General features: G+C 68.1%; 25 protein-coding genes. 2 read left to right on the top strand and 23 right to left on the bottom strand.

The window, feature by feature from the left end; all coding sequences use genetic code 11:
* Positions 1 to 2 precede the first annotated feature (2 nt).
* From ED92_RS21695 to nucS, 14 genes are all read right to left on the bottom strand, one after another.
* Positions 3 to 362: a hypothetical protein gene (locus ED92_RS21695; RefSeq protein WP_037341468.1), complete on the bottom strand. Its 360-nt coding sequence runs from the start codon at positions 360 to 362 to the stop codon at positions 3 to 5.
* Between the two features lie 10 nt (positions 363 to 372).
* Positions 373 to 2,148, bottom strand: a complete 1,776-nt coding sequence (locus tag ED92_RS21690; RefSeq protein ID WP_037341466.1) for a 3-hydroxyacyl-CoA dehydrogenase family protein — start codon at positions 2,146 to 2,148, stop codon at positions 373 to 375.
* A gap of 470 nt (positions 2,149 to 2,618) precedes the next feature.
* Positions 2,619 to 3,293 carry a dihydroxyacetone kinase phosphoryl donor subunit DhaM gene (gene dhaM, locus ED92_RS21685; protein ID WP_037341464.1) on the bottom strand — a complete coding sequence of 225 codons (675 nt, stop codon included), beginning with the start codon at positions 3,291 to 3,293 and terminating at the stop codon, positions 2,619 to 2,621.
* Positions 3,290 to 3,913 carry a dihydroxyacetone kinase subunit DhaL gene (dhaL, locus tag ED92_RS21680; protein ID WP_037341462.1) on the bottom strand — a complete coding sequence of 208 codons (624 nt, stop codon included), beginning with the start codon at positions 3,911 to 3,913 and terminating at the stop codon, positions 3,290 to 3,292. Before dhaL ends, dhaM begins: the two co-directional genes overlap by 4 nt.
* Positions 3,913 to 4,914 carry a dihydroxyacetone kinase subunit DhaK gene (gene dhaK, locus ED92_RS21675; RefSeq protein ID WP_037342517.1) on the bottom strand — a complete coding sequence of 334 codons (1,002 nt, stop codon included), beginning with the start codon at positions 4,912 to 4,914 and terminating at the stop codon, positions 3,913 to 3,915. The genes dhaL and dhaK overlap by 1 nt, the downstream gene beginning before the upstream one ends.
* A gap of 68 nt (positions 4,915 to 4,982) precedes the next feature.
* Complete coding sequence (locus tag ED92_RS21670; RefSeq protein WP_235213343.1) at positions 4,983 to 5,984, bottom strand: DUF3558 domain-containing protein; 1,002 nt, start codon at positions 5,982 to 5,984, stop codon at positions 4,983 to 4,985.
* A 47-nt stretch (positions 5,985 to 6,031) separates the two neighbouring features.
* Positions 6,032 to 6,295, bottom strand: a complete 264-nt coding sequence (locus ED92_RS21665; RefSeq protein ID WP_037341458.1) for a hypothetical protein — start codon at positions 6,293 to 6,295, stop codon at positions 6,032 to 6,034.
* 10 nt (positions 6,296 to 6,305) lie between these two features.
* The gene (locus tag ED92_RS21660) at positions 6,306 to 8,003 is read right to left on the bottom strand and encodes a sodium:solute symporter family protein (protein ID WP_037342516.1); all 1,698 of its coding nucleotides are present in this window, start codon (positions 8,001 to 8,003) and stop codon (positions 6,306 to 6,308) included.
* A gap of 165 nt (positions 8,004 to 8,168) precedes the next feature.
* Positions 8,169 to 8,540 (bottom strand): hypothetical protein, encoded by a 372-nt coding sequence (locus ED92_RS21655; RefSeq protein ID WP_052120781.1) that lies wholly within the window; start codon positions 8,538 to 8,540, stop codon positions 8,169 to 8,171.
* A gap of 41 nt (positions 8,541 to 8,581) precedes the next feature.
* Complete coding sequence (locus ED92_RS21650) at positions 8,582 to 9,919, bottom strand: tetratricopeptide repeat protein (RefSeq protein WP_037341455.1); 1,338 nt, start codon at positions 9,917 to 9,919, stop codon at positions 8,582 to 8,584.
* A 74-nt stretch (positions 9,920 to 9,993) separates the two neighbouring features.
* The gene (locus tag ED92_RS21645; RefSeq protein WP_037341453.1) at positions 9,994 to 11,427 is read right to left on the bottom strand and encodes a DUF4331 domain-containing protein; all 1,434 of its coding nucleotides are present in this window, start codon (positions 11,425 to 11,427) and stop codon (positions 9,994 to 9,996) included.
* 147 nt (positions 11,428 to 11,574) lie between these two features.
* Positions 11,575 to 12,351 (bottom strand): hypothetical protein, encoded by a 777-nt coding sequence (locus ED92_RS21640; protein ID WP_037341451.1) that lies wholly within the window; start codon positions 12,349 to 12,351, stop codon positions 11,575 to 11,577.
* Positions 12,352 to 12,395: 44 nt separating this feature from the next.
* Positions 12,396 to 13,358: a patatin-like phospholipase family protein gene (locus ED92_RS21635; protein ID WP_037341448.1), complete on the bottom strand. Its 963-nt coding sequence runs from the start codon at positions 13,356 to 13,358 to the stop codon at positions 12,396 to 12,398.
* Between the two features lie 329 nt (positions 13,359 to 13,687).
* Positions 13,688 to 14,347, bottom strand: a complete 660-nt coding sequence (gene nucS / locus ED92_RS21630; protein ID WP_037341446.1) for an endonuclease NucS — start codon at positions 14,345 to 14,347, stop codon at positions 13,688 to 13,690.
* Between the two features lie 37 nt (positions 14,348 to 14,384).
* On the opposite strand from nucS, the gene ED92_RS21625 reads away from it, so the two are divergent.
* Entirely contained in the window at positions 14,385 to 14,927 is a 543-nt protein-coding gene (locus ED92_RS21625) for an NUDIX hydrolase (RefSeq protein ID WP_037341445.1), read from the top strand.
* A 7-nt stretch (positions 14,928 to 14,934) separates the two neighbouring features.
* Here the strand turns inward: ED92_RS21625 and ED92_RS21620 are convergent, their stop codons facing one another.
* Both ED92_RS21620 and ED92_RS21615 read right to left on the bottom strand, forming a co-directional pair.
* On the bottom strand, positions 14,935 to 15,708 hold the full coding sequence (locus tag ED92_RS21620) for an enoyl-CoA hydratase-related protein (protein WP_037341443.1): 774 nt from the start codon (positions 15,706 to 15,708) through the stop codon (positions 14,935 to 14,937).
* Entirely contained in the window at positions 15,681 to 16,667 is a 987-nt protein-coding gene (locus tag ED92_RS21615) for a GlxA family transcriptional regulator (protein WP_037341440.1), read from the bottom strand. Before ED92_RS21615 ends, ED92_RS21620 begins: the two co-directional genes overlap by 28 nt.
* Positions 16,668 to 16,739: 72 nt before the next feature.
* Here ED92_RS21615 and ED92_RS21610 point away from each other — a divergent pair, with 72 nt between their 5' ends.
* Positions 16,740 to 17,303, top strand: a complete 564-nt coding sequence (locus tag ED92_RS21610; RefSeq protein WP_037341438.1) for a cysteine hydrolase family protein — start codon at positions 16,740 to 16,742, stop codon at positions 17,301 to 17,303.
* Positions 17,304 to 17,312: 9 nt separating this feature from the next.
* Here the strand turns inward: ED92_RS21610 and ehuA are convergent, their stop codons facing one another.
* From ehuA to ED92_RS21575, 7 genes are all read right to left on the bottom strand, one after another.
* Positions 17,313 to 18,077, bottom strand: coding sequence for an ectoine/hydroxyectoine ABC transporter ATP-binding protein EhuA (ehuA, locus tag ED92_RS21605; RefSeq protein WP_037341436.1), 765 nt, complete (start codon positions 18,075 to 18,077; stop codon positions 17,313 to 17,315).
* A gap of 7 nt (positions 18,078 to 18,084) precedes the next feature.
* Positions 18,085 to 18,741, bottom strand: coding sequence for an ectoine/hydroxyectoine ABC transporter permease subunit EhuD (gene ehuD, locus ED92_RS21600; protein WP_037341435.1), 657 nt, complete (start codon positions 18,739 to 18,741; stop codon positions 18,085 to 18,087).
* The gene (ehuC, locus tag ED92_RS21595; RefSeq protein ID WP_037341434.1) at positions 18,741 to 19,436 is read right to left on the bottom strand and encodes an ectoine/hydroxyectoine ABC transporter permease subunit EhuC; all 696 of its coding nucleotides are present in this window, start codon (positions 19,434 to 19,436) and stop codon (positions 18,741 to 18,743) included. The genes ehuD and ehuC overlap by 1 nt, the downstream gene beginning before the upstream one ends.
* 14 nt (positions 19,437 to 19,450) lie before the next feature.
* A complete protein-coding gene (gene ehuB, locus ED92_RS21590) occupies positions 19,451 to 20,344 on the bottom strand; it encodes an ectoine/hydroxyectoine ABC transporter substrate-binding protein EhuB (RefSeq protein ID WP_037341433.1) in 894 nt (297 codons plus the stop codon).
* 117 nt (positions 20,345 to 20,461) lie between these two features.
* A complete protein-coding gene (locus tag ED92_RS21585; RefSeq protein ID WP_081975881.1) occupies positions 20,462 to 22,483 on the bottom strand; it encodes a protein meaA in 2,022 nt (673 codons plus the stop codon).
* 144 nt (positions 22,484 to 22,627) lie between these two features.
* Positions 22,628 to 23,251, bottom strand: coding sequence for a hypothetical protein (locus ED92_RS21580; protein WP_037341430.1), 624 nt, complete (start codon positions 23,249 to 23,251; stop codon positions 22,628 to 22,630).
* Positions 23,252 to 23,336: 85 nt separating this feature from the next.
* On the bottom strand, positions 23,337 to 23,888 hold the full coding sequence (locus ED92_RS21575) for a hypothetical protein (protein WP_037341427.1): 552 nt from the start codon (positions 23,886 to 23,888) through the stop codon (positions 23,337 to 23,339).
* Positions 23,889 to 23,893 lie beyond the last annotated feature (5 nt).

Below are 23,893 nucleotides of genomic sequence, written 5' to 3'. Positions count from 1 at the left end.
GCTTAGAGGTCCGGCAGCGGATCTTCAGGTTTTGCCCGCATGATCTCGGCGTCGGCGGCGTGCACGACGGCGATGTACTCGTCGTCGATCTCGTAGTCGACGCCGTTGAACTTGAACCACGGGACGGTCGAGGTGTCGACCGGCCCGATCCGATGGTTCCGCAACGTCGTCGCGACGACGCGTTTCGGCATCTTCCGGCTCAGGTACCCGGTGGTCAGGACCGTGATCGTCTTGCGGGTCACCGCGAAGAACACTCCGGGGTTGGTGCTGCCGAAGACGTCGGCCGGGAACACGTAATGGATCTCGTCGTCCGGATCGAGGAGTTCCTTGATCCGTTTCCTGACCCCCGCGGAAACCGGCATGGCATCCAAGTTACCGCGCCGAGTAGTCCTTGAACCCCTTTCCGGTCTTGCGGCCGAGCCGACCGGCGGTCACGAGGTGCTCCAGCAGCGGCGCCGGCGCGAAGCCCTCTTCGCGGAACTCGTTGTACAGCGTCCGCTGGATCGCCAGCGAAACGTCCAGCCCGACGACGTCGAGCAGCTCGAAGGGTCCCATCGGCAGCCCGCAACCCACCTTCATCGCGGTGTCGATGTCGTCGGCCTCCGCGTAGTGCGCTTCGAGCATCTTCACCGCGTCGTTCAGGTACGGGAACAGCAGCGCGTTGACGATGAACCCGGCCCTGTCGCCGCAGTGCACGGGGTGCTTGCCGACGGCCGCGCAGACGGCGTCTACGGTCGCGATCACGTCGGGAGCGGTGGCGATGGTGGAAACGACCTCGACGAGTTTCATCACCGGCGCCGGGTTGAAGAAGTGCACGCCGACCACGTCGGAAGGGCGCGAAGTGGCGGCCGCGCATTCGATGACCGGCAGCGAGGACGTGGTGGTCGCCAGGACCGCGCCCGGTTTCACGACGTCGTCGAGCGCGGCGAAGACGGCCTGCTTGACGGCCAGGTCTTCGGCCACCGCCTCGACGACGAGGTCGACATCGGCCAGTTCCTCGAACTCCACGGCGGGCGAGATCCGGCCGAGCGCGGCGGTGGCGTCCTCTTCGGACAGCTTGCCCTTGACGACGGCCTTGTCCAGCGACTTCTTCACCCGCGCGACCGACGCCGCGGCCTTCTCCGCGCTCCGGGCGCGCAGGATGACCTCGTAGCCGCGTTTCGCGAACACCTCGACGATGCCCGTCGCCATGGTCCCGGTCCCGACCACGCCGACCTTGCGCACCTCACGGGGCGCCGCAGTGTCTACTGTGGACTTCGTGACCGCGTCGGTCACCGTCGGCGAATCGGGCTCGTCGTAGGTGTAGAAACCCCGGCCGGTCTTGCGGCCGAGCAGCCCGGCGGTGATCATCTGCTTGAGCAGCGGCGCCGGCGCGTGCAGCCGATTACGCGACTGGTGGTACATCGTGTCGAGGATCTCGTACGCGGTGTCCAGGCCGATGAGGTCGAGCAAAGCCAAGGGCCCCATGGGATATCCGCAGCCGAACCGCATCGCGGCGTCGAGGTCCTCGCGGGTGGCGTAGCGCTGCTCGTACATCCGCACGGCGTGGTTGAGGTATCCGAAGAGCAGGGCGTTGGCGATGAACCCGGCGCGGTCGCCGATCACCACCGGGGTCTTGCCGAGCCGTTCGGCGAACGCGACGACATCGGTGACCACGTCGGGTTCGGTGACAACGGTGCGGACGATCTCGACCAGCTTGAGGATCGGCGCCGGGTTGAAGAAGTGCATCCCGACGACCTTGCCCGGCCGCGCGGTGTGCACGCCGATCTCGGTGATCGACAGCGAGGAGGTGTTCGAGACGAAGATCGTGTCCGGGCCGGTGATCTTGTCCAGCTGCGCGAACACGTCGGATTTCGCTTCGAGGTTCTCCGGGATCGCCTCGATCACCAGGTCCACATCGGACAACTCCGCCAGCGACGTGGTGTACCGGATCCGGTCCAGGAGCGCGCTCCGGCCGTCGGCGTCGAGCTTGCCGCCGGACACCGCCCGTTCGGTCGAATGCTCCAGATGACCTCGGCCGCGGTGGACGCCGTCGTCGTCGATCTCCACCGCGACGACGGATACGCCGCTCCGCGCGAGCACCTCGGCGATCCCGGCGCCCATGGTGCCGAGACCGATGACTCCCACACTCGAGATTTCCCGCGCCACAACCGGCCTCCGGAGGTTACTCGCTGGTAGTTTCTCCGATCGTGCCATGCCGGGGCGCGGAAAGCAGCGGCTGTCACCCTCCGAATCGAGTAAGTGTCACTCGCGGACGAGGACCGGGGGACGCTTTTCCTCCGGCGCCGATGGCCGGATCAAGGGACCTTTGCTACCGCCCGGCCGATGCCGGGTGCCGATGGTCCGCCGACAAGGATCCTCAAGTCCGTGAAGGCCTCCTTGAGGGACTCTGGGTCCCTCAAGGAGGCCTTCACGGACTTGAGAATACGGACAAATCTTCGCAAATCGGGCAATTCACCACAGTGGGCGTCCTCTATGGACAATCAGGTACATGAAGGCCCCCTTCACCGCGCTAGACGCAAGGAAGGGGGCCTTCATGTACTTGGCTCAAGTCCGTGAAGGCCTCCTTCCCTACCCTCAAGGTAGGCAAGGAGGCCTTCACGGCACGAAGCCCCGGCTCACTCGCCGAAATTCTGCTCCACCAGATCCTTGACCTTGGTGAGCGCTTCGTCGGCCTGCGCACCCTTCGCGCGGACCTCGATCCGGTCGCCCTGGCGCGCGCCGAGCGCCATCAGCGCGAGCACGCTGTTGGCGTCCGCGGTCTCGTCGCCCAGCCGCACGGTGACCTGCGCGTCCAGCCCCGCGATGCTGCGCACCAGTACCGCGGCCGGCCGCGCGTGCAGCCCGACGTCGTTCCGCAGCGTGAGTTCGACGCTGCTCTCGCCGTCCTGCGCGCCTTCGTCGAACGTCAGGTCCGGGGGTGCTCCCGCCGAGGCGGCCGCTTCGGCGACGGCCTTGCGGTCCGCCCCGCCCTGCGCCGCGACGGCGGCGGCGATCGCGCCTTCGACCAGCGGCGCGTCCACGACGACCGCGGCCGACGGGTCGGCGAGCGATTCGACCGCCAGTTCCGCGGTCATCTGCGCGCTGCCGAGGTCGTACAGCAGGACGACGCCCGATCCCGAATCGGCGCGCTGCGTCGCGGCGACGACCTCGTCGTAGTCGGTTCCGATCCCGCCGTCGGCCAAGCCACCGGCCGCCGCGATGGTGACGTCCGGCGCCATCTGCGCGGCGAGTTCCGCGAGTCCTTCGGCGAGTTTGGCGCTGTGGGAGACGAGCACGATTCCGACGCTCACTTGGCGGCCTCCGCGAAGGCTCGCAACAGCAGCGCCGTCGAGCGGGCACCGGGATCCATATGCCCCTTCGCCCGCTCGCCGAGGTACGACGCCCGGCCCTTGCGCGGTACGAGGTCCACAGTGGACTCGGCGCCCTTGTCCGCGGCGTCGGCGGCCGCGGACAGGATCGCCGCGACACCGTCGCCGACGGCCTCCTCGGCGGCGGAGACGGCGGGGATCAGGGCGTCGACCATGGTCGCGTCTCCCCCGACGGCCTTGCCGCGCGCCTGCACTCCTTCGAGCGCCGCGCGCAGGGCCTCGACCAGCAGCGGACCGTCCACTTCGGCCGCGTCGCCCAGTTTGACCGACGCGCGCAGGAAAGCCGTGCCGTACAACGGGCCCGCCGCGCCGCCGACCTTCGAGATCAGCGTCGTGGCGGCGAGTTTCGCGACCGCGGCGGGGGTCTCGGGCGTGGCGGAGTCCAAAGCGGACACGATGGCGGTGAAGCCCCGGTCCATGTTCTCGCCGTGGTCGGCGTCGCCGATCGCGCGGTCGAGGTCGACCAGTTCGGCACGATGCTCGGCGATCACCGCGGCCGCCGCCCGCAAGGCGGCGGCGAGCGTCTCGGCGGTGCAGGCCATCAGACTCCCCACCTCAGGGCCGGGGTGTTCACCGGCGCGTCCCACAACTCGGTCAGCTCGTCGTCCAGTTTCAGCAACGTCAGGCTCATCCCCTGCATCTCGAGGCTGGTGATGTACGGCCCCACCAGCCGCCGTTCGACCACGATCCCACGCTCGGCCAGCAGCCGCTCGGCGATCCCGTGGGCCAAGTACAGCTCGACCAGCGGGGTCCCGCCCATCGAGTTCGTGAACAGCAGGACCTTGTCGCCCTCGGCGAAGGGCAGGTCCGTGACCACCGCTTCGACCATGCGCGCGACGAGTTCGTCGGCCGTCGTCACGGCGGTCCGCTCGATACCGGGCTCGCCGTGGATGCCGATGCCGAACTCGATCTCGTCGTCGGCGAGGTCGAAACTCGGCTCGCCCGCGTGCGGCACGGTCGGCGCGGTGAGCGCGACCCCGATCGACCGGACCTGGCCGATCACCTTGCGTGCCAAGGCCTCCACCGCGTCGAGCGTGTCGCCCCGTTCGGCCGCGGCGCCGGTGATCTTCTCCAGCAGCACCGTGCCGCCGACGCCACGACGGCCGGCGGTGTAGGTGGAGTCCTTGACCGCGACGTCGTCGTCGATGACAACGCTGCGCACGTCCAGCCCTTCGGCGGCGGCGAGTTCCCCGGCGGTCTCGAAGTTGAGCACGTCGCCGGTGTAGTTCTTCACGATCAGCAGCGCGCCCGCGTCCCCGGTGGTCGCCTTGACCGCGGCTTCCACGGCGTCCGGCGTCGGCGAGGTGAACACGGCGCCCGGGACGGCGGCGGCGAGCATGCCCTGCCCGACGAAGCCGCCGTGCAGCGGCTCGTGCCCGGAACCGCCGCCGGAGATCACCGCGACCTTGCCCGTCAGTGGCGCGTCCACGCGCACCACGATCGCCGGGTCGTCCTCCACGCGCAGGACGTCCGCGTGCGCCGCGGCGAGTCCGCGCAACGATTCCGCGACCACCGTCTTCGGGTCGTTGATGATCTTCTTCAAGGTGGCCTCCGGCACGTCGGCGGGTGGGGTGCCCCCTTCCTACCTCTCCCGGCCGGATGCCGCCAGCGTCAGGGCTTCGGCAGCTTGGAGATCACCGATTTGGCGACCTTGGCCGCCTTGCCGCACGACGCCGCTTCGTCCTTCTTCTCGTCGTAGTTCTTGTAGTCGACGCTGACGATTTCCACCTCGTCGTCCGCCCACGGCCTGTGCTGCCACTCGAGCTTGCACTCGGCGTCACTGCCGCTGCCGACCTTCTGGTACACGGCGACGCCGTCGATGTCGATCTTCTTGTTCCCGTCGCGTTCCGCCGGCGGAAGAGAGCGGCGGAAGCCGATCGAGATCCTCGGGTTGGACCCCGGGGTCCAATCGCAGAAATGGAAGGAGTTCAGCGTGGCGGCGCCGTGCGGCACCACCTCGTTGAGGACGGCGGTGTCGGCGGCGGTGCACGGGTCGACCGCGGTGAGCGTGCCTGGCACCGCCGGGTACTTCGCCGGTGACGCGTGCAGGCTCTTCACTGCCTTCGCGGCCACCGCACGGCCTGTCGCGCACGGGTCGCCGCCGTCGTAGGTGACCGAGAAGTTGATCCCGCGCTCGGGCTTGCGCAGGGTCATGATGCCGACGTCGCAGCTCTTCCCGTCCTTGTCCTTCCGCTCGATCTGCGGCAGCCCGTCGACCGTCGAAACGGTGACGCCATTGATCGAGGAGTAGGTCGACGCGCCGATCTCGACCCTCACCGTGAGGGTCTTGCCTCCGGCGTCCACGGCCTTCGCCCGGCAAGTGCCGAACGAGCTGAGATTCGCCGTCGGGTCCTCGGGCGTGCCGAGGCCGCTCATGATCTCCTTGCTCACCAGCCCGCACGGGTCGACCGTGCGCAGCACCGCTGGGGTGACCGCCGGATCGTTGATGTCCCCGTCGGGTACCGAGCCGGAACCGGAGCCGGGTTCGGCGGCGACGGTGGTGCGGGCGAAGTTGGACTTGCCGAGGTTCTGACCGCAGGCCGAGAGCACGCCCAGTGCGATGACCAGGGCCAGCACGGACGCGATCCGGCGACGTCGAGCGTTGAGCAGCACGAGATGCACGGTAGCCGGAGCCCCTCGCCGCTGTCCGGACAACCCGCCTATTCGCCGCTCTCGCCGTCGGTGCTCGGCGGCACCACGATGGGCCGCAGCTTCGCCCACAGCACGAACAACGCCGCGAACACCAGCATGCCGATACCCGCCCACAGGTTGATGTTGACGTCGGCGGCCTTGGCCAGCTCCTCCTCGGTGGTGAAGCCGATGCCCATGATCGTGAGCACCAGCCCGTAACCGCCGATGAGCAGGGCGATGATCAGCCGGATGTCGAAGACGCCGGCCTTCTTGGGAGCTTGCGAAGCAGCCATCTCCGGCCTCCTAGAAGATGATGTTGAGCGCGATGGTCAGGATCAGCACGATGCCCGCGAGCAGGCCCGGCTTGCGGTACCAGCCCGCGTCGTCGCCCGTCTCGTCGTGCTTCAGCGACTCCTTCGGGGTGAGGGAGTAGACGAGGCCGACCAGCTGGGCCTCCGGCTTCGGCGCGGTGGCGAGCGAGACCGCGACACTGACCGCGATGTCCACGACGAACGCCGTACCCGCGGCCACGAAGCTGATGCCCTGCCCGGTGAGCCCGAGGACCCCGGCCTGCGACAGCAGCCACACGGTGATCGCCGAGGCGGTACCGGACACCAGGCCGACCCAGCCCGCGGTCGGCGTCATCCGCTTCCAGAACATGCCGAGGATGAAGGTGGCGAACAGCGGCGCGTTGAAGAAGGAGAACAGGTCCTGCAGGTAGGTCAGGATGTTCCCGGAGTTCGACGCGATGAACGCGGTGCCGATGGCGAGCACGGTGCCGATGGCGGTGACCAGGCGGCCGAGCCGGAGGTAGTAGCCGTCCGACTCGTTCTTCTTCACGTACGACTGCCAGATGTCGTAGGTGAACACGGTGTTGAACGAGCTCAGGTTCGCGGCCATCCCGGCCATGAACGAGGCGAGCAGACCGGCGAGCGCGACGCCGAGCATGCCGTTGGGCAGCAGGTCGCGCATCAGCAGCAGGATGGCGTTGTTCGCGGTCACGCCGCTCGGCGCGTCGCCGCCGTCGAGCAGGACCTGCTTGTCCTGGACGTACTCGGAAACGGTGACCGCGGCGATCATGCCGGGGATGATCACGATGAACGGGACCAGCATCTTCGGGAAGGCGCCGATGATCGGCGTCCGCCGCGCGGCCGACATGCTCTTCGACGCCATCGCGCGCTGGACCTCGACGAAGTTCGTGGTCCAGTAGCCGAAGGACAGCACGAAACCGAGACCGAAGACGAGACCGAGGATCGACAGGAAGCTGTTGCCGAAGCCGGTGAGGTTGTCACCCGGCCACGAGTGCAGCTGCGCGTCGCCGCCGGGGCTCGCGGTGACCTTGTCGACCAGGCCCTGCCAGCCGCCGACCTTCACCAGGCCGACGATGGTCAACGGCAGCAGCGCCGCGACGATCACGAAGAACTGCAGGACCTCGTTGTAGATCGCGGCGGAAAGACCGCCGAGCGCGGTGTAGGAGAGCACGACCGCGGCCGCGACGATGATCGACACCCACAGCGGCCAGCCGAGCAGGAGGTTCACCACGCTGGCGAGCAGGAACAGGTTCGCGCCCGCGATGAGGATCTGCGCGCTCGCGAAACTGATGCCGTTGACCAGGTGGGCGGGTTTGCCGAACCGGCGGAGCATGAACTCCGGAACACTGCGGACCTTCGAGCCGTAGTAGAACGGCATCATCACGATGCCGAGGAACAGCATCGCCGGGATCGCGCCGATCCAGAAGTAGTGCACGGTCGGCAGGCCGTAGAGCACGCCGTTGGCCGACATGCCCATGATCTCGACCGCGCCGAGGTTCGCCGAAATGAAGGCGAGACCGGTGACCCAGGCGGGCAGTGACCGGCCCGAGAGGAAGAAGTCGAGGCTGCTCGAGACCGACCTCCGCGCCATGTACCCGATGCCGAGCACCAGCGCGAAATAGAAGGCGAGCAGGACGTAGTCGATCGGACTTGCGTCGAGCCGCAGGTTCGCATCGGCCAGCACGTGCAACCGACCCACCTCCATAGTGAAAATGTCCACGAGAAACGCCGGTATCGCGTCAATCGCGGACCATACTGCATGGATTCAGGAACGGCAGTATGGGTGGGCGCCGACCGCCCTGAAGTGTCTGTTTCGGGGCGATTCTTGACAATTCCTGTCCGGTCTAGGCGCGCCTCAGGGACGTTTCACCTTTTCCTCGTCCGCGCCCAGTGCGAGGTACACGTCGATCCATTGGCGATCGATGTCGGTGACGTCGTTGCCGTCGCAGTATGGCTTGGCCCCGTTCGCGGTGTAGTAGCGAAGCAGGGCGAGGGTCTCGTCGGTGCGCCGGATCGAGTCGTCGGTGTAGCGGGCGCCCGGCGCCCGCGGCTGATGCTTCATACAGGTCAATTCGGTCACGACGCCGTCGGTGGTCTCGTCGTCGAACCGTGGCCCGGTGTCGGCCCCCTCCTCGGAACACGCCACGACGACGGCGAGGAAGACCAGCGTGCTCAGTGCGGCTCCGCGCAACCGGCGCGGAACCCTTTCAGTGGGCAGATTGCGCATGGGTCGGCCGCCTTTCCGGTCGTGTTCCCGCCGCTGCGGACTCATCCGGCACCGCCGAGGTTCGCCAGCGTGGTGCGTGCCGTCCGCGCGTCGGTCAAGGAGAAGTTCGGGTTGATGCGCAGCGCTTCGGCGAGTGCCTTGACGGCTTCGCCCGGCCGTCCGAGCGCGGCGAGGATCATGCCGCGGTGGTAGGCGAACGAGGCGCTGCGCCAGCCGGTGCCCGCCGCGCGGTCGGCGAAGGTGAGGGCTTCGGCGTTCCGGCCGTTGAGGTGCAGTGCCCAGGCCATGGCGTCGGCGACGAACACGGGTTGCCTGCGTTCCCATTCCGCCTGCGCGAACCGGAGTGCCTGCACGGCGTCGCCGCGGTCCGCGGCCACCAAGGACGCTTCGAGATCGACGTTCGCACCGGAGGCGACTTCGAGACGTCGCTGCTCCTCGAAGAGCTCGTACTGACGTGCGGCGGATTCCGGTGCCCCCGACGTCGACAGCAGCAGGGCGTACTCACGCAGATTCCCCACGTTCGGCTGACGGGCCACGAGATCCTGATAGCCGGCGAGCGCCTTGGCGGTCTGCCCGCGTGCCGCCGCGACCTTGGCCTTTCCTTGCTGGAGCGAGGTTTCCTGTGGCACCGCGCGCTGGCCCGCGTCGAAATGCAGCTGCGCGGTGTCGAGATCCCCGTTGTCGAAGGCGAGTTCGCCGAGCAGGTTGCGGACGAACGCGACGTCGTGGGGATCGACGGCGTCCGCCAGCGCGCGATCGAGCGCGTGCCGGGCGTCGTCGACGCGACCGTGTATTTCGAATTCGTAGGCGGCGCGGGTGAAGGAGGCGACGCCAGGCTTCAGATCGAGCATCCGCTGCAACGCGGCGGTGGCCGCGGCCGTGTCCCCGAGCTGGGTGTAGGCGTCGTTGAGCACGCCGTGGATCTCGGCGTTGTCCGGCAGCACGGCCTTCGCCTTCTCGCCCCAGTCGCGAGCGCCGGCGAAGTCGTGCCGCGCGTTGGCGAGCGCGCCCATGCCCGCCAAGGCGATCCCGTTGCCGTCGGGCTGCTGTCGCAACGACTTCCGCAACGCCTCTTCGGCCTTCGGGAAGTAGGCCGGGTCGGCCTTGACCCGGGCTACTTCGACATAGGCGGCACCGAGTTCGGCCCAGGTCTGCGGATCCTGCTCATTTTTCGCGAGCTTGGCTTCCGCCGTCCGGACCGCCCGGTCGAGAGTGCTCACACTTCCCTGCGGCCCTTCGCTGAGGACCGGTTCGGGCGGGATCAACGCGGCGACACCCACGGCGAGCAGGCTCGCGCCGAAGAGCGCCAGGAGCGCGAACCGGCGAGTGCGCTTCCCGAATCGGATACCTGTCGTGTTTTCGGGGACGTCGTGGGACATCGGGTCCGCCTTCCGCGGAGTCGGGGGTGGTGGCCGCCGCCGGGGGTCGGCGGCGGCCACCGAGGGGAGGGGGATCACCGGACGGTCGAGTTGACCGCCTTGTTGTTCGGCAGGGCGACGTACGGGAACACCGCGCCGAACGGGACGTCGTTCCGGTCCACCCGGTCGCCGGCCGCGAGTGCTTTGACGATGCCGCTGACCGCCGCGCCTTCCAGCGCCTGGACGCTGATGTCGAGCGCGTCGTCGGCCAGCCGCCGGCCGTTCGGGAACCCTTGGAGGTCGCCGCCGAGGACACCGAGCCGGTTGGGCTGCGCGGTGACCGGGATCGACGTGTTCAGCCGCAGCTGCTCCGACGGCGCGAACCGCGCCGGGTTGACGTCGGCGTTGTTCAGCTGCGAGTTGAGATCCAGGTTGATCTTGTCACCGGATTTCGTGGTGATCCCGGTCAGGAAGATCTCCGTCAGATCGTCGCGGGGTTTGGCCGGCGCGGGGATGCCGTAGATCCGCTGGACGAGGTCCGGCACCTCCGGGTTGGTCACCCTGTTCACCAGCGCGGGCACCGTCCGGTCCTGCTCCGGCAGGAGCGAGTTGAACCGGTCCTTCAGCCCGGCGGGCACGACGACCTCGTTCACCAGCGGATTGCCCAGGCGCGAAACCTGGACGTCGGCGCCGAGCGCCCGCTCCGCACCGGGGGTGCGCAGCGTGATCGTCTTGCGTTCGGTGTCGCTCCAGACCCCGATCACCGGGTTCCTGGCCGGATTGCCCCCGAGGGTCAGCGCGCTCTTGGGCAGCTGCAAAGCCACGGTGTTCACGTTGAAGCCGGCCAGCGTGTCCTGCCCGACCTCGGACAGGTTCTTCCCGTAGAGCAGGTCGAAGATCCGCAGATCCAGGAAGAACGGGTCGTCGGCCTGCCCGGCGAACGTCTGCCCGCCACCGGGGACCGGGGTGATCGCCTGGTTCCGGAGCACGCCGTAGTTCGGCATCGACGCCGGGCCGACGTTCGACGGCGCGACCCTGCCGTTGGTGACCAGGTTCGTCGTCCGCCCGGTCCCCCGGTCGATCACCGAGAGCGTGTAGAACTGGCGGAACAACAGGTCCTCGTCGTCGAGCGAAGTGACCGGGTCGTCGTTGTAGAGGAAGGTGTCGTTCCCGCGCCGGTCTTCGGTGCGGAAGGTCCACCGGTAGGTCAGGTCCGCTTTCGCGTCACCGTTGTTGTCGATGTTGATGTCGTGGTTCGCGTCCGTGGCCCACGGGTAGAAGTTCGGTCCCCCATTGGGTTCTTCGAACGGATACCAGTTCGCGATCAGGGTCACGGTGTCCGGCTTGTCCGGGCTGACGAACGCGTACACGTCGGTGTTGTCCACCGCCGGGTCGCCCGAGATCAGCGGGGCTTCCCGGTGACTGGAGGCCGACGCCGGGGCGGCGAGGGCGCTCGCGAGCACCGTCGCCCCGGCCAAGAAGACCGAGACAGTCGCCCGCCGGCGGCGAGCGAGATGGGATGTGGCCATTTCATTCCCCTTTCACCGAGGCCGATGGTGCCCGCCGTCGTCAGTGGGGATGTTGTGGAAGTGTTGCGGCGCCGGGGAAAGGGCGCGAAAAAGGGCCGCTCCCGGCGTTTCCGCCGAGAACGGCCCTCTCCCGTGACCGGCGGGGGTTTACCGGTCCGTGGGCAGGCCCACTTCGCCGTCCTCCTTGATCAACCGGGCGAGGACGTCGTCCGGCATGTACGTGCGGTGCGGGTAGCCCGGACCCCACGAGTTGAGGAACGGCACGGCGCCGAGTTCGTCGGCACGCGGGTTGCCGAGGACCTCGTGCACCTCATCGACCGACTTCGCCCAGCGATACGCCTGGATACCGTTCTTCACGTCGGGCGTGTAGGCGGCCCGCTTGACGTGATCGTCGTCGGCGTAGGTCTCCGACCACGGGACGTGCCCCAGTTCGAGCAGGACCTCGGCGGCGGCACGGCACGAGGTGCCGTTGTTGTCACCGGGGTTGGTCTCGTCCCATTCGTCGCGCATCTTCGCCTGGTCCCACAGCCACCGCGCGGCGTAGAGGTCGCCGTTGAACATCGACATGCAGCGCGACCAGCCGAAGCCGACGCACGCGCCTTCCCGGCCCTGGTCGTAGAAGGCGTATTGCTTTTCGCCGTCGGTCGACTCACCGGGTTCGAGGCAGACGCAATGCCCGCCGCGAATCCTGGTGAGCGATTTCGCGCCACCCTTCGCGACGAAGAATTCGCCGGACTTCTCGTCCTTCTCCGGTACGTCGAATTCCTTGTACCAGTTGACACCGATGACGACCGGCGACCGGGTGGGCCGGTCCTCGGTGGCCAGCGCGGTCAGCGGATAGCGCTCGACGTGGCGCCAGTCGTCCGGGACGAACCGGCCGAGTCGGCCGTCCGCCGGGTCACTACCGATCGGGCGATAACGCATGGGATCCTCCTATCCCTCATCCCACCGGAATACCGCCGGCGAGTTCATTGCGGCACGATCTTTTCCAGGAACCGCCGCGCGGCCTCCCGCCCGCTTTCGAAGAGGCGCTTCTTCTCCTCTTCGCCGAGCCCGAAGTCGACGGCGGAAACCCCGGTCGTGTCGACGTACACCGTCCGCCGGTTCACACCCTCCTCGTGCAACCGGTAACGATTCCAGTCCGAGAGCAGGGTTTCGAGCGAACCGATGGCGATCCGCAACGCGCTCTTCACCGGTTTGTCCCTGCCGCCCACCGGTTCCCCGGAAAGCTTCACACCCCAGGTCGGCCAGCGCGGCTTCTTCGTGTCTGTCCGGTCGAAGACGGTGATCGGGAAGTTCGACAGCAGCCCGCCGTCGACCCAGGTGACGGTGCCCTCGGGACGGACGGCGAACTGCACCGGCCGGAAGTACAGCGGGATCGACATGGACGCGCGGACCGCGTCGACGATCTTCTCCGCACCGGGGTCTCGGCCGTACTGGGAATAATCCCAAGGCAGCCGGACGAGCACGCGGCGCGTCAGGTCACTGACGTGGACGACGAGGGAATACCGTTGGTACGGAAGCAAAGTACTTTCCGGATCGTCGATGGCGAGATCGGCGAAAGTACGCACGCCGACGTCTTCCAGCAACGGGGTGAGCCATTCCGCGAGATAGTCGCCGGAGTGCATCCCGTCGTGCAGGAGCAGATCCACGCCGTCACCGATCGGACCGGTGACCTTGTCGAAGAGGGACTGGTCCTGGAAACGGCGGCAGTCCATGTCGTTCATCACCGCTTCCAGACCGCCGAGATCCTTCCCGGCCTTCTGATAAGCGGCGACCAGTGTCGCCACGATCGCACCGGCGCTCGTCCCGGCGATCCGGGGAAACGAATAACCGGCTTCGTGCAACTCCAGCACCGCGCCCAGCAACCCGATGCCTTTGACGCCGCCGCCTTCCAGCACCAGATCGACACACTTCGGAGAATCAGCCATGGCACTTCACCTCTGGACCCCGCGACCACCGGATGTCGGTGGTACCCCTCGCGGAAATCGAGTGTGACACAGCGCGAGACCGAGGAATCCGGCGTTCACCCGAATGGCCCGGAAGTAGCTGGTTCTTTTGCGGGAGAACGCGAGTTCGTTAATTTCCCGCCGCCCTTTAGGGCATTCTGTGGCGCGAGAATGAATGCAGATACCCGAATCATGGACTCGATTCGGTATCGGCTGCTCAGTGCCCGAACCTGCCGCGTTTAGTCCTCTGGATGCGGTAGTTGCGCGCGCAACTACCGCATCCAGAGGACTAAACGCGAGGGGGGGGACGCTCAGAACAGGCGGAACTCGTCCGACTCGATGCCGCGCAGCGCGTCGTAGTCCAGCGTGAGGCACCGGATCCCCCGGTCCTCGGCCAGCACCCGCGCCTGCGGTTTGATGACCTGCGCCGCGAACACGCCCTGCACCGGCGCCAGCAGCGGGTCGCGGTTGAGCAGTTCGAGGTACCGCGTCAGCTGCTCGACACCGTCGATCTCGCCGCGCCGTTTGATCTCGACGGCGACACTGGCCCCGTCGGCGTCGCGGGCCATGATGTCGACCGGGCCGATCGCGGTCGGGAACTCCCGCCGCACCAGGGTGTAGCCGTCACCGAGGGTCTTGATGTGCTCGGCGAGCAGTTCCTGCAGGTGCGCCTCGACGCCGTCCTTCTGCAGGCCCGGCTCCGCGCCGAGTTCCTGGGCGTGGTCGTGGAAGATCTCGTCGATCGTGATGACGAGCTTCTCCCCCTGCTTGTTCTCGACGATCCACAGCTTGCCGTCCTCGATCAGCCAGCACGGCGGGCTCATCCAGTTCAGCGGCTTGTAGGCGCGGTCGTCCGAGTGCACGGACACCGAGCCGTCGGCCTTCACGAGCAGCAGCCGGGTGGCCATCGGCAGATGGGCGGTCAGACGGCCGGCGTAGTCGACCTGGCAGCGAGCGATCACAAGGCGCACCCCGCGAGGGTAGGACAAGCACGGCGATACTGTGCGCATGGACCCCGTTCAGCGTGTCAGCTCGCGTGAGGTGTACCGGAACAACTGGATGACCCTGCGCGAGGACGACGTCCGGCGGCTCGATGGTTCCGAGGGGATCTACGCGGTCGTCGACAAACCCACCTGCGCCGTCGTGATCCCCTTCGACGGGGCGAGGTTTCACCTGGTCGAGCAGTTCCGCTACCCGCTCGGGCTGCGGCGCTGGGAGTTCCCGATGGGCACCGCACCCGAACTGGCCGACGTCCCGCCGCTCGAACTGGCCGCGCGCGAGCTGCGCGAGGAGACCGGGCTGATCGCGGGCTCGATGGCCGAACTCGGCGTGACGGACGTCGCCGCCGGGATGTCGAGCCAGCGCGGGCGCGTCTTCCTGGCCACCGATCTCACGCAGAGTGAAGCCCAGCGCGAGGTCGAAGAGCAGGACATGCGGACGGCGTGGTTCGACCTCGACGAGTTCGAGAAGATGATCGCCGCGGGTGACATCACCGACGCGCAGACGCTGGCGGCCTACGCGCTCCTGCTCGTGCGCGAACGCGTGCTGTGACGGCCGCTCAGTCCGGCCACACCGGGGAGCGCTTCTCCAGGAACGCCGCCATCCCCTCGCGGGCGCCGGGCAGCTGCGAGGCCGAAGCCATCACCTCCAGCGCGAGCGCGTAGGCGTCGGCCTCGGGCCGGTCCAGTTGCGCGTAGAGGGTCTGCTTGCCCATCGCCTTGCTCGCCCGGCTGCCCCGCGTCGCACGTCCCAGCAGCGAAGCGACGGCCTCGTCGAGCGAGTCGTCCGGGACCACGCGGTTCACCAGGCCCCAGTCCAGCGCGGTCGCGGCGTCGACGACGTCGCCGGTGAGCGCCAGCTCCATCAGCCGTTTCCGCCCGATCGCGCGGGCGACCGGCACCGCGGGCGTATGGCAGAACCAGCCGCCCTTGCCGCCGGGCAGGGCGAACCCGGCGGATTCCGCGGCGACGGCGAGGTCACACGACGCCACCAGCTGGCAGCCCGCCGCGGTCGCGAGCCCGTGCACCCGCGCGACGACCACCTGCGGCACGGACTGCATCGTGCCCATCAGGTCCGTGCACAGCCGCAGCAGCTCGCGTACGCCCATCAGGTCGCGGGCGGCGACGTCGCCGAAGTCGTGCCCCGCCGAGAACACCGGCCCGGCGCCGGCCAGGACGATCCCGGTCGCGTCGGTGTCCCCCGCCTCGCGGAACGCCGCGAGCAGCTCGGCGAGATGGTCGGCGGACAGCGAGTTCCGCCGCGCGGCGCGGTTCATGGTGATCGTGACGGTGTCGCCGTCCCGCTTCACGAGGATGTGCTCGTACTCGGCCATGCTTCGACGGTAACCGACCGGAACGTCCGGCGATACGAATCGGGCCCGACACCGACGTCGGCACGGAGCCGTCGCCGCAGGTTGGCGGCGGTGCCGAGGCCGGACCGCTGCGCGACCCGCTCGACCGGCAGCTCGGTGGTCTCCAGCAGCCGCCGCGCGAGCCGCACCCGCTGCGCGCGCAGCCAGCGTCCCGGAGTGACACCGGTGGCCGCGGCGAATTCGCGGTGGAAGGTCCGCTCACTCAGCCCGGCGTGCCCGACTAGGTCGTCGACGCCGATATCGTCGGCGATACGCTCCAGCGCCCAGTCCATTGTGGACGAAACGCTGGGCCGCGACGGCTTGGGCGGCAACGGGTTGTCGACGTACTGTCGCTGGCCGCCCTCCCGTGCGGGCGGCATCACGAGCCGCCGGGCGAGGGCGGCCGCGACGTCGGCGCCGTGGTCGCGGCGCACCAGGTGCAGGCAGAGATCCAGCCCGCCGACCACCCCGGCGGAGGTCAGGACGTCACCCTCGTCGGTGAACAGGACGTCCCGCTGGACGACCGCGTCGCGAGCGGCGGTTTCGAGGTCGTCCAGCAGCCGCCAGTGCGTGGTGACGGACCGGCCGTCGAGCAGTCCGGCCGCCGCGAGGGTGAAGGCACCGGAGCACAGCGACGCCACGGTGATCCCGGCCCGGTGCGCCTTGCGGAGCACGGCGACGGCGGCCGCGGGCACCTCGGCGTGCGGATCGACCCGGCCGGGCACGAGGACGAGATCGCAGCCCGCCAGCCCGCTCAGCCCGTGGGTCGCCTCGACCTGGCCGAACGGGTGGATGGCGACCCGGCGGCGGCCGGACGCGCAGAGCCGGACCTCGAAGGGGCCGATGCCGCTGTCGGTCCGGTCCACGCCCCAGACCTCGCCGATCACGCCCAGATCGAAGGACCGGCTGCCCGGCAGGAGGAGCACACCCACGGTTCGCATGGCAGGAAAGTACCGCATCGCGCATCTTCTGCCACTCCCTCGGCGGCCGCTCCGAGCACGAGACTCGAGGCCATGACCACTGAAACCAAGGCCTTGATCGTGATCGACGTCCAGCGCGGCTTCGACCGGCCCGTCTGGGGCCCGCGCAACAACCCCGGCGCGGAGGCCAACATCAAGGCGCTCGTCGACGCCTGGCAGGAGCGCGGGCTGCCGATCGTGCTGGTGCACCACGACTCCGTGAAACCCGGCTCGTCGCTGCGGCCCGGCCAGGAGGGCAACCACTTCAAACCGGAACTCGACGGCGTGCGCGCGGATCTGGTGTTCGGCAAGAAGGTCAACTCGGCCTTCCACGGCGACATCGATCTCGACGGCTGGCTGAAGACGCGCGGCATCAGCTCGTTCGTGCTCGCCGGGATCCAGACGAACTTCTGCTGCGAGACCACCGCGCGGGTCGGCGGGAACCTCGGCTACGACGTGACTTTCGCGCTCGACGCCACGTTCACCTTCGACCTCGCCGGGCCGGACGGCGGCGTCCTGACCGCGGACGAGCTGTACCGGGCGACCGCGACGAACCTGCACGGAGGCGGATTCGCCACGGTCACCTCGACGAAGAAGATCTTGAGCGCGCTCCAGTGAGCGCGAGCCTCACGCCCGGTCGATCACCGCTTTGAGGAACCGCCGCGTCCGGTCGTGCTCCGGATCGTTGAACAGCTTGTCCGGCGCGGCGTCCTCCAGCACCTGCCCCTCGTCGAACATCATCACCCGGTCCGAAACGTCCCGCGCGAACTGCATTTCGTGCGTGACACAAAGGATCGTGATGTCGGTGGACGCCGCGATCTCGCGCAGCACGCGCAGGACGTCGGCCACCAGTTCCGGGTCGAGCGCCGAAGTCACCTCGTCCAGCAGCAGCACGTCCGGCCGCATCGCGAGCGCGCGGGCGATCGCGACGCGCTGTTGCTGGCCACCGGAAAGCCGGGTGGGGTGCGCGTCCTTCTTGTCGGCGAGCCCCACCATCTCCAGCAGTTCGACGGCCCGCGCCTCGGCCTCGTCCCGCGAGACGCCGAGCGAGTGGATCGGCGCTTCGGTGATGTTGCGCAGCACGTTCATGTTCGGGAACAGGTTGAACTGCTGGAACACCATGCCGATCCGCTTGCGCGCTTCCCGCAGGTACTTCTCGTCCGCGGGCACCAGCTTTTCGCCGCGCTTCATGTGACTCAGGTAGTCACCGCAGACCTCGATGGTGCCGCCGTCGACCTTCTCCAGCGTCATCAACAGCCGCAGGATCGTCGTCTTCCCGGACCCGCTCGGCCCGATCAGCGAGACGAACTCCCCCGGCGCGACGGTGAAATCGAGGTCCCGCAACACCACGTGGTCCCCATAGGACTTGACCACCTGCGAGAACCGGATCATCGGGGAATCAACTGTGGGCGGCACGTCGCTCCAACCTTCTCACCAGAATCGAAGCCGGCAGGCTCACCAGCAGGAACAGCACTCCGGCCAGGGTGTACGGCTCGGTGACGCGGAACGTGTCGGCACCGACCTCCTTCGCCCTCGCCAGGACGTCGACGACGCCGATCGCCAGCAACAACGGGGTTTCCTTGAACATCGAGATCGTGTAATTGCCGAGCGCGGGCAGCACCCTGGGCACGGCCTGCGGCAGCACCACCGCGGTCCACACCCGCGACTTCGGCAGGTTCAGCGCGGTCGTGGCCTCCCACTGTCCTTTCGGGACGGCCTCGATCCCGGCGCGGTAGACCTCGGCCGCGTACGTCGCGTAATGCACGCCGAGCGCGATGACCCCGGTGGCGAACGGGGACAACGTCATCCCGCCCACCGGCTGGATCACGTAGTAGAGCACGAAAACCTGGATCAGCAAGGGCGTACTGCGGACGAACTCGATGAACAGCAGAACCGCCTGGGACAGCACGGGAATCCCCGTCCGGCGGATCAGCGCGAACACCAGGCCGAGCACGTACGCGACCACCGAGGCCAGCAGGGTGATCTCGACGGTGACGAGAAGCCCTTCCAGCAGAAGGGGAACCGAATTCGCGGCGGATTCCCAGCTCCAGTCCATCACACACCTCCCGCGGTGGCCGTCATCTTGGCCGGCGCCCGGCCAAGGCGTCGCGCGGCGATCCGTTCCAGCAGTCGCATCCCGCTGGTGATCAGCAACGCGAGCAGGAGATAGAGCACGAGTTCGGTGCCGTAGATCCAGCCGAGCTCGGCGCCGAACACCGGCCGCAGCAGTTCACCTTGCCGCGCCATCTCCGGCACGGCGATGAACGAAAGCAGCGCGGTGCTCTTCAGCAACTGGATGAAGAGATTGTTGAACGGTGGCAGCATTTCCGCGAACGCCTGCGGCAGGATCACCCGCCGCATCCGCTGGGCGGGCGTCAGGTTGAGCGCGACGGCGCCCTCGAACTGCGCGCGAGGCACCGAATTCACCGCGCCGCGGACGATTTCCGCGCCGTACGCCCCGTGGTTGAGGCCCAGCACCAGGATCCCGGCGAACATCGGCACCAGCTGGAAGCCGACCAGCACCGGGAGCACGAAGTACAGCCAGAACAGCTGGACGACTTCCGAGGTGCCGCGGAAGATCTCGACGTAGACACGGGAAATCCCCCGCACCGTCCGGGACGGCGAGCCCAGCGCGAGCCCGGCGATCAGGGAGAGCACCACGGTGAGCGCGATCCCGCCGACGGCGGCGGTGACGGTCGCGGTCAGTCCACTGAGGACGGTCGTGATGATATGCGATACCGACGACGACATGACGTCAGCCCCACCTACACCGCGCAGAGTTTCTCGGTGGTGACGTCGGCCTTCGGCAGGTTGTCCGCCGAGAACCCGAACGGCGTCACGATCTTGGTCCATTCGCCGCTGTCGTGCAGCTTCTTGAGCTCGGCGTTGAAGGCCTCGCGCAACGGGTTGTCGTCCTTGCGGAAGACGAACGCGCCGGCGGAGACGACCGGTTTGCCGTCCTTGATCGGATCGAAGCCCGGCGTCACCTCGGCCGCGGCGCCCGGGCTCTTCGCCAGGACGTCCTTGAGGGAGATGTCGGTCAGCGCGGCGCAGTAGACCCGGCCGTCGGTGACCGCGCGGAGCATGTTGTCCTGCGAGTCGAGGGTGACGATCTGGTCCTCGGCGACGCCGGAGTCGGTGGCGTATCCCTTTTCCACGGCCGCGGAGAGCACGGCGACCTTGACCTTCTTCGCCGCGATGTCCTCGAACTTCAGCACCTGCTGCGGATTTCCCTTGGGTACCAGCAAAGCGGTCAGCGCCGAGTAGTCGGGGATCGAGAAGGCCGCCGCGTCGCACCGTTCCTTCTTGATGTTCATCCCGGCCGCGACGATGTCGTACTTCCTGGCGTTGAGCGCGGGGATCAGCTGGTCGAAGGAGACCGCTTCGGCTTCCACGTTGTCGATGCCCATGGCCTTGAAGACGGCGCGCGCGACCTCCGGCGCCTCGCCGGTGACCTTGCCGGATTGGTCGGTGAAACCGTACGGCGCTTCGTTCGCGATCCCGATCTTGATCTTCTTCGCGTCCTTGGCGGCCTGCAGGGCGTCACCGGTAGACGTCGACGTGCACGCGGACAACAGCACCGGGCCGCCGATCGTCACCGCTCCCAGTACCGCCGACCGCCGGAAGAACTCTCGCCTCGACCATTCGCCGTGCACCATCGCGGCACCTCTTTTCGATTAATCGGTTTAATCGAAACGTAGGTGGGTACCCACACGCGAGCAGTGTGAGCGGGTGACGAACCATCCGCTGTTACGGTACCGAGATTTACGGTGACTTTAGGTGCTCAGCCCGTGGCGCTCCCGTACCAATCCGACAATTCCGTCCATGATGTCGGTGAGTTCGTAGTCCTTCGGCGTGAACACCCGCGCGATTCCCCGCTCCAGCAGGAGCTTCTCGTCGTCGGGCGGGATGATGCCGCCGACGATGACCGGGATGTCGCCCGCGCCCGCGGCCCGCAAACCGTCCACGACCTGGGGCACGACCTCGAGATGCGAACCCGAGAGCACCGAAAGCCCGACCACGTGCACGCCCTCCTGGACGGCGGCCGCGACGATCTGTTCCGGCGTGAGCCGGATGCCCTGGTACACCACCTCGAAACCGACGTCACGCGCCCGCACGGCCACCTGCTCGGCGCCGTTGGAATGCCCGTCGAGACCGGGTTTGCCGACCAGGATCCGCAGCCGTTCGCCGATTTCGGTGTTCGTCGCCTTGATCCGGTCACGGACGCGGCGGATCTCCTCGTTGCCCTCGCCCGCGGCCGCCGACGCGGAAACCCCGGTGGGAGCACGGTATTCGCCGAACACCTCGCGCAGCGCACCCGACCATTCACCGGTGGTGACCCCGGCGCGAGCGCACTCGATGGTGGCTTCGAACAGGTTCTGCGACGTCTTCGCGACGGACTTCAGCTTCTCCAGCGCCGACTCGACGGCCGCGTTGTCGCGGTGCGTCCGCCATTCCTCGATCGCGGTGACCGCTTGCTTCTCGACGGCCGGGTCGATCGTTTCGATCGCCTTCGCGCCTTCGGCCTGCAGCGGGGACGGCTCGGTGGTCTCGAACTTGTTGACCCCGACCAGGATCCGCTCGCCGTTCTCCATGCCACGCCGGTACTCCGCGAGCGAAGCGACGAGCTGCGACTTCATGTAGCCGCTCTCGACGGCCGCCACCGCGCCGCCCAGATCCTGCACCCGCGCGATCTCCTCGCGCGCGCCCGTCATGATCTCGTCGACCTTGGCCTGGATGACGCGCGAGCCGTCGAAGATGTCCTCGTACTCCAGGAGATCGGTCTCGAACGCCAGCACCTGCTGCATCCGCAGCGCCCACTGCTGATCCCACGGCCGGGGCAGGCCGAGCGCCTCGTTCCACGCGGGCAGCTGGATCGCGCGGGCCCTGGCACCGCGGGAAAGGGAGACCGCGAGCATCTCCAGCACGATGCGCTGGACGTTGTTCTCCGGCTGCGCCTCGGTCAGGCCCAGCGAGTTGACCTGCACGCCGTAGCGCAGCCGCCGCGCCTTGGGATCCGTGACGCCGTAACGATCCCGCGTGATCTCGTCCCAGAGCGCGGTGAACGCGCGCATCTTCGACATCTCTTCGACGAACCGCACCCCGGCGTTGACGAAGAACGAGATCCGCGCGACGACCTTGGCCATGTCGGCCTGCTCGACCTGGCCCGAATCGCGGACCGCGTCGAGGACGGCGATGGCGGTGCACAACGCGTACGCGACCTCTTGCGTCGGCGTCGCACCGGCTTCCTGCAGGTGGTAGCTGCAGATGTTGATCGGGTTCCACTTCGGCACGTGGTGCACGGTCCACGCGATCATGTCGGTGATCAGGCGGAGACTCGGGCCCGGCGGGAAGATGTAGGTGCCGCGGGAGAGGTATTCCTTGATGATGTCGTTCTGCGTGGTGCCGGTGAGCTTCGCCAGCACCTCGTCCACGTCACGGCCCTCGGCTTCGGCCTGCTCACGGGCCACGGAGACGTAGAGCGCCAGCAGCCACATGGCGGGCGCGTTGATCGTCATCGACGTGTTGGCCTCGGCGAGCGGGATGCCGTCGAAGAGGCGCCGCATGTCGCCGATATGCGAGACCGGGACGCCGACCTTGCCGACCTCGCCCTTGGACAGCTGGTGATCCGGGTCGTAACCGGTCTGCGTCGGCAGGTCGAAGGCGACCGAGAGGCCGGTCTGCCCCTTCGCGAGGTTACGGCGGTACAGCTCGTTGGACGCGGCCGCGGACGAGTGACCCGCGTAGGTCCGCATCACCCAGGGGCGGTCCCGTTCACGGTCCGTGGGATAGGGCACGGCATACCTCCGGCGCTGGACGACCGCCTGAGTGTACCGGCCGGTAACATGCGATGCGCAGTTGAATCGAACACAGTCGGGTCATTCTTCCCGGCTGGAAGGTGCCCGGGCCCCGGTGGACGACACGGGACCCGAGCACCGGGATCAGACGACTTCGAGCCCGATGCGGAACCCGTCCGGGTCGAAGGCGTTGGCGTCCAGGGCGAAGTCGCTCTGGCCCCCGCCCTGGCTCGCCCACCGGGTGAAGGTGGGCACGCCCTCCGGCTCGCCGCGGTCGACGGCCAGGATGGACAGGCGCAGGTCGGTGATCTGGACGCCGGGCGGCAGCGGACGCGTCTCCAGGAACAGCCGGTACTGGTCCGGGTCGAAGGAGTTGCTGTCGGTGATCAGGTCGGTCGTGCCACCGCCCTGGCTCGCCCACGGGGTGTAGGTGACCGGACCGAGCTCCCGGCCGCCGTCGCGGGCCTGCCCGCCGATCCGGAAGTCGATCTGGTTCAGCTGACCACCGCCGAACGCGGGATTGAGATCGATCCTGGCGCCGTCCGGGTCGAAGTTGTTGCTGTCCCCGGCCCACTGGGACACGCTGGTGCCGAAGTTGGCGAATCCGGTGAACTGCTCGACCCCGAATCCGCCCCGGCCGCCGTTGTCGGCCAGCTGGATGCCGATCCTGAAGTTGGGCGGCGCCGCCTCCGCGATCGCCGGGGAGGCGGTGACGGACAGCCCACCCGCGGCGAGCAGGGCGAGGGTGCTGCTCCAAAGCTTGCGCATTTCTCTCTCCTGTCGGGAATCCGTGCCAACGCGGAGAGATTCACATCCGGGACCACCCGGAAATGTTGTGAAGGTGTTGTGGCCGCTAAGGGTTTCGGGTCCGTGCCTCTTCGACGGCTTTCGCCAGCTTCTCCCGGACCTTCGCCACGTCGCTGACGCCCACCAGGATGACCGGCGGCTTCCGGTCCTTCCCGGTGCCGGCGCCGAAGTTCGCCGACGCCCACGCGAGCACGCCGAGCCTGCCGAAGGTGATCGTCCCGGTCTTGCCCGGCCCGGGGGTGACGACGGGATCCGCGAGGCCGGCCAGCGCCGCGGACTCCTCCTTGCGGCGGACGAGCGAACTGGTGGCGATGACCCGGCCGTCCGTCACGGCGTACGTGGTCGAGGCGAGCCGGAGGTAGCGGATCAGCGGCCTGCCGGCGAGATGCAGGACGCCCGCGACGGTGAGCACGACCCACGCGGCCGTGTGGAACGCCGTGTCGTGGTTGGCCGCGAAGAACACCGTGACGGCGCCGAGCCAGAGGAGGCCGACAGGGACGTTGAAGTAGTCGCCGGGGTTGAAGAGGGGCCTGCGTACCGGCTGCCCGGCCCAGATGACCCGTTCGCCTGGAAGGAGGTCGATCTGCCCCTCATGCATGCCAC

It is taken from the genome of Amycolatopsis sp. MJM2582, assembly GCF_000754115.1.
GTDB lineage: Bacteria > Actinomycetota > Actinomycetes > Mycobacteriales > Pseudonocardiaceae > Amycolatopsis > Amycolatopsis japonica.
The sequence above is the reverse complement of the archived record's forward strand: the minus strand, read 5'-3'. Positions and strand labels throughout refer to the sequence as shown.